The sequence below is a fragment of the Microbacterium esteraromaticum genome (assembly GCF_017303215.1).
Taxonomy (GTDB): Bacteria; Actinomycetota; Actinomycetes; order Actinomycetales; family Microbacteriaceae; genus Microbacterium; species Microbacterium esteraromaticum_C.
Genome location: NZ_JAEMWU010000002.1, coordinates 253,397 through 265,866 on the forward strand (window position 1 = coordinate 253,397; position 12,470 = coordinate 265,866).

The 12,470-nt window shown below is 68.1% G+C and carries 12 protein-coding genes and 1 tRNA gene; 5 read left to right on the plus strand and 8 right to left on the minus strand.

The window, feature by feature from the left end:
• Positions 1 to 18 precede the first annotated feature (18 nt).
• From JF543_RS12440 to JF543_RS12465, 6 genes are all read right to left on the minus strand, one after another.
• Positions 19 to 807, minus strand: coding sequence for a tyrosine-protein phosphatase (locus JF543_RS12440; protein WP_206824572.1), 789 nt, complete (start codon positions 805 to 807; stop codon positions 19 to 21).
• Positions 804 to 2,153: an extracellular solute-binding protein gene (locus tag JF543_RS12445; protein ID WP_242519714.1), complete on the minus strand. Its 1,350-nt coding sequence runs from the start codon at positions 2,151 to 2,153 to the stop codon at positions 804 to 806. Before JF543_RS12445 ends, JF543_RS12440 begins: the two co-directional genes overlap by 4 nt.
• Positions 2,154 to 2,205: 52 nt before the next feature.
• Positions 2,206 to 3,339, minus strand: coding sequence for an ABC transporter ATP-binding protein (locus JF543_RS12450; RefSeq protein ID WP_206824574.1), 1,134 nt, complete (start codon positions 3,337 to 3,339; stop codon positions 2,206 to 2,208).
• 102 nt (positions 3,340 to 3,441) lie between these two features.
• Positions 3,442 to 4,359, minus strand: coding sequence for a MurR/RpiR family transcriptional regulator (locus tag JF543_RS12455; protein ID WP_206824576.1), 918 nt, complete (start codon positions 4,357 to 4,359; stop codon positions 3,442 to 3,444).
• Positions 4,360 to 4,537: 178 nt separating this feature from the next.
• A tRNA-Lys gene (locus JF543_RS12460) sits at positions 4,538 to 4,610 on the minus strand.
• 147 nt (positions 4,611 to 4,757) lie between these two features.
• Entirely contained in the window at positions 4,758 to 5,414 is a 657-nt protein-coding gene (locus JF543_RS12465; RefSeq protein WP_206824577.1) for a fasciclin domain-containing protein, read from the minus strand.
• Between the two features lie 172 nt (positions 5,415 to 5,586).
• Here JF543_RS12465 and JF543_RS12470 point away from each other — a divergent pair, with 172 nt between their 5' ends.
• The 5 genes from JF543_RS12470 (at position 5,587) to JF543_RS12490 (ending at position 10,479) form a co-directional block, all read left to right on the plus strand.
• Complete coding sequence (locus JF543_RS12470; protein ID WP_206821952.1) at positions 5,587 to 7,287, plus strand: cytochrome c biogenesis protein DipZ; 1,701 nt, start codon at positions 5,587 to 5,589, stop codon at positions 7,285 to 7,287.
• Positions 7,288 to 7,324: 37 nt separating this feature from the next.
• Positions 7,325 to 7,924: an ECF RNA polymerase sigma factor SigK gene (sigK, locus tag JF543_RS12475; RefSeq protein WP_179410180.1), complete on the plus strand. Its 600-nt coding sequence runs from the start codon at positions 7,325 to 7,327 to the stop codon at positions 7,922 to 7,924.
• Positions 7,921 to 8,664, plus strand: a complete 744-nt coding sequence (locus JF543_RS12480) for an anti-sigma factor (RefSeq protein WP_179410181.1) — start codon at positions 7,921 to 7,923, stop codon at positions 8,662 to 8,664. The genes sigK and JF543_RS12480 overlap by 4 nt, the downstream gene beginning before the upstream one ends.
• A gap of 76 nt (positions 8,665 to 8,740) precedes the next feature.
• Entirely contained in the window at positions 8,741 to 9,370 is a 630-nt protein-coding gene (locus JF543_RS12485) for a DNA-directed RNA polymerase subunit beta (protein WP_179410182.1), read from the plus strand.
• 227 nt (positions 9,371 to 9,597) lie between these two features.
• Positions 9,598 to 10,479: an aminodeoxychorismate lyase gene (locus JF543_RS12490; protein ID WP_206824580.1), complete on the plus strand. Its 882-nt coding sequence runs from the start codon at positions 9,598 to 9,600 to the stop codon at positions 10,477 to 10,479.
• A gap of 64 nt (positions 10,480 to 10,543) precedes the next feature.
• On the opposite strand, the gene JF543_RS12495 is transcribed toward JF543_RS12490, so the two are convergent.
• Positions 10,544 to 11,470, minus strand: a complete 927-nt coding sequence (locus JF543_RS12495; protein WP_206821957.1) for a type IV toxin-antitoxin system AbiEi family antitoxin domain-containing protein — start codon at positions 11,468 to 11,470, stop codon at positions 10,544 to 10,546.
• A gap of 203 nt (positions 11,471 to 11,673) precedes the next feature.
• Positions 11,674 to 12,453, minus strand: coding sequence for a phosphate ABC transporter ATP-binding protein PstB (pstB, locus tag JF543_RS12500; RefSeq protein WP_179410185.1), 780 nt, complete (start codon positions 12,451 to 12,453; stop codon positions 11,674 to 11,676).
• Positions 12,454 to 12,470: the final 17 nt, after the last annotated feature.

Below are 12,470 nucleotides of genomic sequence, written 5' to 3' on the forward strand. Positions count from 1 at the left end.
CGTTTCTGGAGTCGGGGGTCAGGCGGACGTACGGGTGTCGACCAGCGCGGCGGTGAGCCGCGTGAGGTCATCACCGGTGAGGCCGTGCGCGAGCAGGTAGTCGGCGACCGACCCGTGCTGCTTCTCAACACGGTCGATCAGCGCGTCGATCACGGGGGCCGGGCTCTCGGCGATGAGCCCGAGGACGTCGGGGGTGAGGGTGAACCCACGCTGCTCGAACGACGAGACCATGGCATCGACCCATTCGCCGCGCAGGTTCTCCTCGCTGGCGGCGTAGTCGTCGACCACAGCGCGGCGTTCGACGCCGGCCGCGCTCAGCGCGAACGCGACGACGATGCCGGTGCGGTCTTTGCCCGCCGTGCAGTGCACCAGCACGGCCTCGTCCTGCGGGGCGTCTGCGATGGTCTTGATGGCAGCGGCCAGCTGGCGTCCGCGTCGGTCCACCATGTGGTCGTACACCGGGGCGAGGGCCACACCGCCTGCGGCCTGCGCGGCGGGAGCGGCGTCATCGAACACCGGCAGGTGATAGACCGTGAGATCCATGCCGTCCAGTGCGCTCGGCGACGATTGGCGTTCCTCAGTGCCCCGCAGGTCGATCACCCGGGTGATGCCCAGCTCACTGAGACGGTCGCGTCCGGCATCGTCGATCCGGTGCAGGGCGTCGGACCGGAACAGCTTGCCCCAGCGGCTGGCGCCGGATGCTGCCGGGTAACCGCCGGTGTCACGCAGGTTGTAGAGCCCGCGGAGCGGCTGGTTGCGGCGCGCGGATGCCGCGTGTTCCGCGTCGAGCAGAGGGTGGCCGGTCACTCGATCAGCCCCTGGGCGCGGTCTGCCGCCTCGCGCATGGTCGCGGTCGGGTCAGCGCCGTAGTAGATCGACTCTTCGATCGCCGTGGCCAGGACCTGATCGACCTGCGCGTAGCTGTCGCCCGGGTACGACACCCAGGGCTCGAGTGCGTCGAGCTGTTCCAGGTTCGGCTTCACGAGCGGGTTCTGCGCGACCCATTCGTGAAGCGGGCCACCCTCTTCGGTCATGCTGCTGCGCAGCGGCAGGTAGCCGATCTGCGTGGAGATGATCTCGTACGCGCGCTCACTCGTCATCCACTGCATGAGCTCCCATGCCGCGGCCTGCTTGGCGGGGTCGGTGGCGAACATCGCCAGGAACGAGCCCGAGTTCGTCGGAACGACGGCCTGGTCGTCGAAGGCGGGGAGCGTGCGAGCGCCCAGCTGCCAGCCACCGGCCTCCGCACCCATCATGAACGCCCCCTGCAGGGCAGAGGTGTTCACATGAATGGCCGTCTTGCCCTGGGCGAACGCCTCGTACTGGCTGGTGGAGTCCTCGTTGGTGAGGATGCCGGACTCGAACATGTCGGTGAACGTCTGGACGGTCTCGATCGCGGCGTCGGAGCCGAACTCGATCGATGCGCGATCCGCGCTGAGCACATCCGCGCCGTTGGAGCGGAAGAGGCCCTGCATGCACCAGCTTCCTCCGGTGATCACGCACGAGATGCTCAGCGACGGCGCGTCGGTTGCGGCCGTGATCGTCGCCGCGACCTCCGAGACGGCTTCCCACGTCGACAGGTCGACCGTCTCGGCGTCCAGGCCCGCGGCGGCGAACGCCTCGGCGTTGGTCCAGAGCACGGGAGTCGAGAACACGTACGGGAGGCCGTAGGCGGCGTCGTCCCAGTCCGCGAGCACAGCGGCGCGCTCATGGTACGGGTACTCGCCGCCGAACTGCGCGTCGAGGCCTTCCTGTCCCACCAGCGCGGTGAGGTTCTGAGCGCCCAGCGTGGTCGCCGCGAAGTCGAGTTCGTTGAACGTGAGCTGTGCGATGTCGGGGGCGGCGCCGGCGAGCAGCTGCTGCTGCACGCTCGCCGCCGTGCCTGCGGAGGAGCTCGGCTGACCGACGACAGAGATGTTCGGGTGCTCGACCATGAACTCGTCGAGCAACTGGTTGATGGCATCCGACCAGGTGCCGACGTTGGCGAGGTTGTACGACTCGAAGACGATCTCGACCTGCTGGTCGTCCGACAGCTCGACAAGCGTTCCGGAGGCATCCGCAGCGGAGCCGGTGGCAGAGCTGCACCCTGCAAGGGCGGCGACGCCGAGGATCGCCGTGGCGGCGAGTCTGGCGCGACGGGCACGGAGTTTCATGATGTTCCTTTTGATGAGGGGTGGGTAGAGAAGGGGGAAGGAAGGGCGATGCTCAGACGGCAGCGAGTTCGGTGTCCGCCACGGCGGCAGGTTCGGCGTCGTCGACCCAGACGAGTCGTCGCCCGGAGTCACGATCGAAGAGGTGCACGTTTTCGACGGCGACGCACAGCGTCACGTCCTGGCCGGGCGTGACGATCAGATCGCGTGATGTGCGCGCGAAGACCCGGCTTCCGGCGACGAGACATGTCACGATCTGTTCACCGCCGAGATTCTCGACGATCTCGACACGGCCGGCGAATCGCACTCCGGGGCCGGTCAGCGGTGCCGTCGCGACGGCGACCTGTTCGGGGCGTACCCCGAGCACGATGTCGAGGTCGTCACTGCGTCCCGCCCACAGCCGGCCGGTGACGCCGTCTGCCTCGATGGCGACCTCGCCGTCGCTCGTGGTGATGCGCGCGTCGATCAGGTTCATCGCCGGGCTGCCGAGGAACCCCGCGACGAAGACCGATTCGGGGCGATCGTAGACCTCTTCGGGAGTGCCGTACTGCTCGATGCGGCCGGCGTTGAGTACGACGATCTTCGTCGCCATCGTCATCGCCTCGACCTGGTCGTGGGTGACGTAGACGAAGGTCGCGCCCAGCCGCCGGTGCAGCGCGGTCAGCTCGTGTCGGGTCTGGGTGCGCAGCTTCGCGTCGAGATTGGACAGCGGCTCGTCCATCAGGAACGCCTTCGGGTTCCGCACGAGCGCGCGCCCGACGGCGACGCGCTGACGCTGCCCCCCGGACAGCTCCTTGGGCTTGCGCTCCAGCAGATGGCCGATCTCGAGGCTTTCTGCGACCTCCTCGACGCGCCGCTCGATCTCTGCGGCGCTCAGTCGTTGCACCTTGAGAGGGAAGGCGAGGTTCTTGCGGACGCTCAGGTGCGGGTACAGGGCGTAGCTCTGGAAGACCATCGCGAGGTCACGCTTCTTCGAGGGCAGCTCGGTGATGTCATCGCCGTCGAGCAGAATGCGACCGGCGGTGGGCTCCAGCAAGCCGGCGATCATGCGCAGCAGTGTCGTCTTGCCGCACCCCGAGGGACCGAGCAGGACGACGAACCCGCCGTCCTCGATCGTCAGATCGATGTCGCCGACAGCTACGGTGCTCCTGAAGCTACGACCGATGCCCGAGAGCTGGATGGTTCCCATGAGTCGCTTTCCGCAAGCGACCTATGATGCCGGGACCCTCCCGTGAAATTCGCTTGCGGTTACATTCGAATCTGGGAAAGTTAATTTCCTGCTAACGAGGGGTCAACGACGATAGCCCTCGGCGGTAACATCTTCATCTTCATCCGTGTCTGTGGCATCGTCGGCGACGAGGTCGAGCACTTCCTCGCGTACGGCGGTGCGGGCGCGCTCGGACGCATCGGACATTCGTTCAGCGACGGCGATCTGCAAGGCGTTGAGTGCGAGCAACTGCACCAACCCGCTCGCCATCGTCCCCTGGTCCCAGCTCTGAAAACGGGCGCCAGTCACAAGCATGTGCGCGGCGCGGGAGGCGAGCGGAGGACGAGCGAAACTGCTCAGCCCGATGACCGTTGCACCGGCCTCGATGGCAGCATCCGCGACAGCCAGCGACAGCGAGTTTGCGCCGCTGGCGCTCACCACCAGGCACACGTCGTCGTGGCTCAGCACGCGTGCCGTCAGTTGCGCGACGACGCCATCGCTCGGTGCCTCGCAGGGGCGCCCGTTGATCGTGAACGCCATGGCGGCGGCCTGCGCGGCCGCGTGGGAACCGCCCGTGCCGACCAGAAGCACTCGCCGCGCGCGGGCAATGGCCGCGACCGCCGCATCGAACGCGTCGGGGTCGACGGAAGCCAATGAGGTCTGCAGCATGGTCCCTGCCGATTCGGCGAGGCTGCGCAGATACCCTTCTGTGCCCGTCGGACATTCCTGTCGCTGTGCTCCCTCAGCCGCGAGGTCGCGCAACAGCATCATGCGCAGGTGCTGGAACCCTCGAAATCCCAGCCCGCGGCTCGCACGGCTGACCGTGGCGGGGGAGGTCTCGGCAGCTTCTGCGAGCTCAGCTCCTGACATCTCGACGACATCCTGCGGCCGCTCAGCACACAGCCGTGCCACGCGCTGCGCGCTCGGCACCAGGGACGGCAACAACGACAGGATCTGTTCGATCGTGCCGCCCAGGGGCGGCTCGCCAAGCGACGCGTTCATGCCAACGAGGATGCCATGCACACGGGTGCGGATACCCGTCGTACGCCGACCATGTGCATTGCTCTCCTCCGGTTGAACGCTCCGAACCGTAGTGATTCTGGGCGGCCGTGTGGACAACGGCCGGTGAACGATGCGTGCCGCGTATCGAGATGCGGGCGTGCGGAACAAACCTGTGCGGTGGGCCCCGTGGGGCTCGAACCCACGACCCGCGGATTAAAAGTCCGATGCTCTGCCGACTGAGCTAGAGGCCCGTGGCTCCAGTCTAGGGCGACGTGATCATCCAGGGCGAAACGAGCGGCCCGGCGGGTAGACGCACAAGAGGGAGTGCGGCATCCCCCGAAGCCGCACTCCCTCTCAGATCTCGCGCCGAGCGGTCCCCACCACTGGCGCGACTGCACTCATTCGGTCGGCAGCAGCACCGAGTCGATGAGGTACACGGTGGCGTTGGCGGTCTGCACGCCACCGCAGATGACGTTGGCGTCGTTGACCATCCACTCCTCGCCCGAGCCGGTCACCTCGAGGTCGGAGCCTTGCACGGTGGTGTGCATGCCGGCGATGTCGGCGGGCTCGATCTGGCCGGGCACCACGTGGTACGTGAGGATCGACGACAGCGTGTCGGCGTCGGTCTTCAGTGCCTCGATGGTGGCGGGGTCGATCTTCGCGAATGCGTCGTCGACGGGCGCGAAGACGGTGAACTCGTCGCCGTTGAGCGTGTCGACCAGGTTCACGTCGGGGTTGAGCTGACCGCTCACCGCCGAGACGAGCGTCGTCAGCAGCGGGTTGTTCGACGCTGCGACCGCGACCGGGTCCTGCGACATGCCCTGGATCGAGCCGTCGCCGTCCGGCACCTGCTCGGCGTAGGCGGCGCAGCCGGGTCCGACGAGGTTCGCGGCCGGGTCCATCATGTCGTCGGTTGCCTCTTCCGACGTCGCAGGGGCCTCGGGCTCGGTCGATGCCGACTCAGTGTCCGACCCAGCGGAACATCCGGCGAGCAGGAGAACGCCGGCGAAGCCGAGGGCGAGAGCTGCGGTGGTCTTCTTCTTGGTGCTGAGCATTTCAACCTCCGGGGTTCGGGGCCGCGGACTTCCCGCGGCGTTGACGGTTGTTCGGAGGCCTCGCCAGATCGGATCGGAGAATCTCGAGATTTTTCTCTGCGCCGCGGATTTCCGGGCTGAAGCAATCCGATCCGGGGTGCCGGGCCGAAGCACCAGCAACGGAAGGCGGATCATGGAACTGATCATCATCGGGCTGCTGGGCGGCCTCATCACCGGCATCTCGCCGTGCATCCTGCCGGTGCTGCCGGTCATCTTCCTCACGGGCGGCGCGCAGTCCGCGCGGTTCGAGGGAGAGGCCCTGCCGGCGCGACGCAGCCGGCCGTTTCTTGTGATCGCCGGGCTCATGCTCAGCTTCACGCTCGTGACTCTGCTCGGCTCGCTGCTGCTGGGCCTGCTCAACCTGCCACAGGATGTGCTGCGGTGGGCGGGCATCATCGTGCTGCTGCTGCTCGGACTGGCGCTGATCATTCCACGGCTGGAGCACCTGCTCGAGAAGCCGTTCCAGTGGATCCCGCGCAAGCAGGTCGAGAACCGGGGCAGCGGGTTCGGGGTGGGGTTGGCGCTCGGCGCCGTGTTCGTCCCGTGCGCGGGCCCGGTGCTGGCCGCGATCATCGTGGCAGGATCCACCGGACGCATCGGGCTCGACACCGTGCTGCTGACCGCCTCGTTCGCGGTGGGTGTCGCTGCTCCGCTGTTGGCGTTCGCGCTCGCCGGCCGCGGGTTGGTCGAGCGCATCCGTGCGTTCCGTTCGCGCGAGCGGATGCTGCGGATCGCCGCGGGTGTGGCGATGATCGCTCTGGCGGTCGGCCTGGTCTTCAACGTGCCGCAGATGCTGCAACGGCTCGTGCCCGACTACACCGCTGGATTCCAGCAGGATCTGGCAGAGCGTGGCGATGCGCTTGACCTGGGCGGGCTCGTCACCGATGAGAACCGCGAGCTCGACAACTGCACGAACGGCGCGACGGTGTTGGAGGAGTGCGGCACCGCTCCCGCGATCCGCGGTATCGAGCAATGGCTGAACACCCCCGACGGCGCAGGCGTTGACCTGGAGCAACTGCGCGGCGAGGTGGTGCTGATCGACTTCTGGGCGTACTCGTGCATCAACTGCCAGCGTTCGATCCCGCACGTCGTCGCCTGGGATGACGCGTACCGCGATGCGGGGCTGAACGTCATCGGCATCCACTCTCCGGAGTACGCCTTTGAGAAGGACGCCGGCAACGTCCGCGCCGGGATCGACGACTTCGGCATCGAATACCCGGTGGCGCTCGACAACACCCTCTCGACGTGGACGGCGTATCGCAACCGCTACTGGCCCGCCCACTACTTGATCGATGCCGAGGGAACGGTGCGCCACATCTCGTTCGGTGAGGGCAACTACGCCGCCACCGAGAAGATGATCCGCGAGCTGCTGCAGGATGCCGATCCGAACGCGTCCCTGCCCGGGGCCACCGAGATCGCCGATGTGACCCCCGAGGTGGGGGCGACCACACGAGAGACCTTCCTCGGTTCGGCGAAGGACGTCAACTACGGCGGGCCGGGCGCCTACCGGGCCGGGCGTGGCAGCTACACGCTGCCACAGCAGCAACCGGATGATTCCTTCGCTCTCGATGGCGACTGGCAGATCGAGACGCAGTACGCCACGCCTGTAGCGGGGGAGAGCGGCATCCGGCTCAACTATCGGGCATCCGAGGTTCGTATGGTCCTCGCCGGCGCAGGCGACGTCACGGTGCGTGGTGATGACGGCTCGACGCGCACACTGCGCGTCGACGGGACCCCGCGCTCGTATCAGGTCGTCGACGACGACCCGCACACGGGTGTGCTCACCGTCGACGTCTCCGAGGGTGTCGAGGTGTACTCGTTCACCTTCGGGTGACGGAGTGGCGTACAGGGGCAGCGAGAGAGGATGCGGCATGCTGGTCGATATGGTCATCGACGGCGTAGAGGTGCCGGAGGACGGCTCGGCGGGAGACAACGCCACCGTGCTCCTGTTGCGCATCGCTGACGGCGATCAGCAGGCGTTCGCCGAACTCTACGACCTGCTCTCGCCTCGCGTGTTCGCGCTGATCCTGCGCGTCATCGTCAACCGTTCGCAGGCCGAAGAAGTGCTGCAGGAGGTCTTCCTGGAGATCTGGCAATCCGCCGGGCGTTTCGCTCCGAACAAGGGGCAGGGAAGATCGTGGGTTCTCACGATCGCGCACCGACGAGCGGTCGACCGGGTGCGGTCATCGCAGTCCAGCGCTGACCGGGACGTTCGGGCCGGTGCACGAGATCTGGACCCCGCGCGGGACGTGGTGTCTGATGAAGTGGAGTCGCGGCTGGAGAGTCACCGACTGGTGCGTGCGCTCAAGATCCTGCCGGAGGCCCAGCAGGAGGCGCTGATTCTGGCCTACTACGGCGGCTACAGCCAGAGTGAGATCTCGGCCCTGGTGGGTATTCCGCTGGGGACGGTCAAGACGAGGATGAGAGATGGGATGTCGCGGTTGCGCGGCGAACTGGGGGTGACGACATGAACGAGCAGGAGTTCTCCGAGCTCGCGGCGGGCCATGCCCTGCACGCGCTGTCGGATGCTGACCAGCAGCGCCTCACTGCCGCACTGGCCGCCCACCCCGAATGGCAGGCGACCCTTGACGCCGAGCTCGAGACCGCGTCCGCGCTGGGAGCGATGCTCACGCCGATCGCTCCGCCCGCCGCTCTGCGCGAAAACCTTCTCGCCCAGATCGCGACGACACCGCAGGCAGCGCCGGTGGCATCCGAGCAGGTCCCCGCTCCCGGCACGAGCGGGCCCGGCGGTCGACGCTGGAATCGGATGCTGTTCGCGCTCGCCGCCTGCCTGGTGCTGCTGGTCGGCGCCGGCATCGGCACCGCTGTCGTGCTGGCGCAACTGCAGCGTCCCGAGGCGGTCGTCGCGCTGGAGCAGATCCTCGGTGCCGAGGATGCCGATGAGGCGACGGTGCAGACCGTCGCCGGCGGTACCGCGACGGCGCACTGGTCCGACACCCTGGGCACAGCGGTGCTCGTCACCCACGGACTCGACGATCTGCCGGCCGATGCGAGCTACGAGCTGTGGTTCGTGCGCGGCGATCAGCCCATTGCCGCGGGAGTGTTCGACACGTCGCAGGGCGAGGCGACCGCCCTGCTGGATCAACCCATGCAACCCGGTGACGCCATCGCCGTCACCATCGAGGCCGCCGGTGGGTCACCGACTGGGCAACCCACGACCGACCCGGTCATCGTCATCCCGACCAGCTGACCACCACACGGTGCCGGGTATCGGGTGCCGCCGCCGGGCCGGTGCCGATCGCGCGCAGCGCGCGTACCCTGGAGGGATGCCCGAGCAGTTCCACCGCCCCGTCCGCCGCCCCACGGCCGCCTTCGACAACCTGGTCGGACACGAGGATCCGGCCGAGCAGTCGCGCATGGCTCACGCGACAGCATCCGCACTCCTTGACCGTGCTCGCACCGATGACAGCGGCGCCGTCACCGACCGTCTGATCGGGTTCGCCGCTGAACACGGTATCGACGAGATCGCCGAACTGTGGTCTCATGCGCCGGCGCGCTCACTGCCCGGCGCTCTCTGGCGGCTGTATCTGCTGCAGCTCGCGACGCGGAACGACGCCGAGCAGACCGCGCTGCTGTACGAGCGGGGGCGCGTCGAATTGCGCTCGCCAGACGCCGCCATCGCCGGTGCACCCGCACCCGCCGACCCGCAAGAGATCGTCGCCCTGGTCGACGCGATCCTGCGCGGGGTCTTCCGAGGCGACTTCGCCCTCGCCCTCGAGAGGGCGGCCGCGTACTGCCGGGTGCAGGCATCCGGCGCAACCCACGTCGCCGACGACTACGAGGCGACCGAGCCCGAGCGCGCCGGCGCCCTGACCCGCCGGGCACTGCGCCTGAGCACTTACGCCGAGGATCTCGCCGCGTCGGCAACGGCCTGGCGGCGCGGAACCCTCGTCTGAGAACGCGGCGCGGCACCTGTTGTTCGGTGCCCCGGATGGGCGCGGGAGCGGGCATGAAAAAGACCGGACCGCAAGAACGCCTCTCGGCGGAAGGCCGCTCGCAGCGGCAGAAGTTGGAGCCCGGGGTTATGCGGCCCGGCCGATTCCAGTCTAACGCGTACGCGGCCGTGGTGATTCACGGGCGGCCCTTCTGCCGGGCGCAAGCCGCCGGGCAATAGGCTGAGCGCATGGCTCAGCGCTACGCCCTCATGATCACGCCCGCGGATGCGACCGACACCCGCACGGACTACTCCGAGACCTTCACCCCGGTCGATGTCGCCGCACCCGCACTGAGCGTCGGCGAGCTCAGCACCCAGCGCGGCGACGGCGTCTTCGAATCGATCGGCGTCATCGACGGTCATCCGAACGAGGTCGAGGCGCACGTGCAGCGCCTGGCGCACTCCGCGCGGCTGTGCGATCTTCCCGCCCCGAACCTCGCGCAGTGGCGACAGGCCGTCGCCGTCGCCGCTGCCCAGGCGCCCGAGGGTGAGGGCGTGGTCAAACTCATCCTGAGCCGTGGCGTTGAGAATGGGCCGGCGCCGACGGCGTGGGTCACGGCATCCACCGCGCCCGACTACACGCGCGTGCGCAGAGAAGGCGTGCGTGTGGTCACGCTCGACCGCGGCTACGACCTCGGGGCGGGGGAGCGGGCACCCTGGCTGCTGCTCGGCGCCAAGACGCTGTCGTACGCCGTGAACATGGCGGCGCTGCGCGAGGCGCACCGGCGCGGCGCCGACGACGCGATCTTCGTCACGCGCGACGGTGACGTGCTCGAAGCGCCGACCGCGTCGCTCATCATCCGCTCCGGTGACGAGTTCATCACCACGGCGCCGTCGGCCGGCATTCTGCACGGCACCACGCAGCTGGCCGTGTTCGAGTACCTCGAGGCACAGGGTCTTCGTACGCGCTATGCGACGTTGTCGACGGCCGACCTGATGGGGGCGGATGCCGCATGGCTGGTCTCCAGCATCCGACTGGCAGTGGCGATCACCGCCATCGACGGTGAGCCACTGGCATCCGACGCCGCTCTGACCGCCGAACTGAATACCTTCCTGCTCTCCCCGCGCTGAGCCGCGCCCAGCGCGCTCTGCGCCGCGCCCTCGGCCCCGCACCCCGTGCCCAGTGTCGGAAATCTCAGACGGATGCCGCCGCGGGCGGCGTGTCGGGGCGCGACGCGCCGCGCCGAGCGATCTTCGTCTGGGATTTCCAACGGCCGTCCGGGGCATCCTGCGCCCGCAGGTGCGCGCCGGCATCGACCTTCGCCAGGATCGCCGCCTGCACACTCGACCAGTCGTGCACGATCATCGCGTAGTCGAAGCGCAACGTCTCATAGCCCCGGGCTGCGGCACGAGCGTCGCGCAGCAGGTCTTTGTGCCGATTCTGCTCGCGGGCGTGGTTCTCGCGTCCGTCGCATTCGATCAGAAGCCGGTCGCCGACGACGAAGTCGATCTCGCCGACACCGCGGATGCTGACCTGCGAGCGCACGGTGATCCCGAGCCTGTGCAGCCGTAGCCTCACGAGTGATTCGAGGCCGCTGTCGGCATCCGAGCGGGCGAAGCCGACCAGCCAGCGCATGTCGAGCGGCAGACGGTGCCACAGCCAGGCGATGCCCGCCGGTGAGATCTTCGCCTGCCGCAGGGCGGACTCCAACGCCGCGAAGAAGGTGTCTTCACTCTCGCACGAGGCCAGTTGCAGCAGCACGTTGTGCACCGGAGGCAGCTCGCCGACCATGGCGGATCCGTCATCCCAGTGCAGTGTGCACCGGGTGCATGTGCCATGCGGCACGCCCGCGGCACCCAGCCAGACGTGGTCGGCCGCGCCGTCGAGCACCCACAGTCCATGCAGGCGGGCCGCCTCGGCGCAGGCGGGAACGCCGCCGTGCTCTGTCGCGTGGCGGAATGTCGCCGGCACATCGGGGAGCGCATACACCCCCTGACGCACGCGCACGACGTCGCCGTCGCGCACGGCGCGGGTGAGCTCGCGCTCGGGAACCCCGCGCGCTTTCAGCTCACTCGTGCGCGCGGGGCGGCCGAGTTCGGAGAGGGCGAGGCGCACCAGCATCCGTCGAGAATGCCTGCCGGGCAGGGACCGCGGATGCCCGATTCCCGGCCGCTGTGCACAACTCGCCTCGGCACGGCGCCTGGGGACAAACGGAAATCCCAGACGATCAGCAACCCGGTCGGCGTGTCAGCATGTGACACGCCGGGGCCGCAGACGATCGTCTGGGATTTCCGACGGTGCGGGCGCTCAGCGCGCCCCGGGAATCACCCGAAGCGGCCCGAGACGTAGTCCTCGGTGGCCTGCACGCTGGGCGTGGTGAAGATGGTCGAGGTCTCGTCGAACTCGATCAGCTTGCCCGGCTTGCCGGTGCCGGCGATGTTGAAGAAGGCCGTCTTGTCAGAGACGCGGCTGGCCTGCTGCATGTTGTGCGTGACGATGACGACCGTGTAGTCGTTCTTCAACTCGCCGATCAGCTCCTCGATCGCGTAGGTCGAGATCGGGTCGAGGGCCGAGCAGGGCTCGTCCATCAGGATGACCTCGGGCGAGACGGCGATCGCGCGGGCGATGCACAGACGCTGCTGCTGACCACCCGACAGACCCGAACCGGGCTTGTCCAGGCGGTCCTTGACCTCGTTCCAGAGGTTGGCGCCACGCAGCGACTTCTCGACCAGGGCCTCCTGGTCGCTCTTGGACATCTTGCCGTTGTTGAGCTTGACGCCCGCCAGCACGTTCTCCTTGATCGACATCGTGGGGAACGGGTTCGGACGCTGGAAGACCATGCCCACCTGGCGACGCACCAGCACGGGGTCGACACCCGGGCCGTAGAGGTCCTTGCCGTCGAGCAGCACCTCACCCTCGACGCGCGCGCCGGGGATGACTTCGTGCATGCGGTTCAGCGTGCGGAGGAACGTGGACTTGCCGCAGCCCGAGGGGCCGATGAACGCGGTGACGCTGCGGGGCTGGATCTCGAGGGACACGCCCTCGACGGCGAGGAAATCGCCGTAGTAGACGTTGAGGTCGTTGACTTCGATGCTCTTGGACACGAGGTTCCTTCTATCGG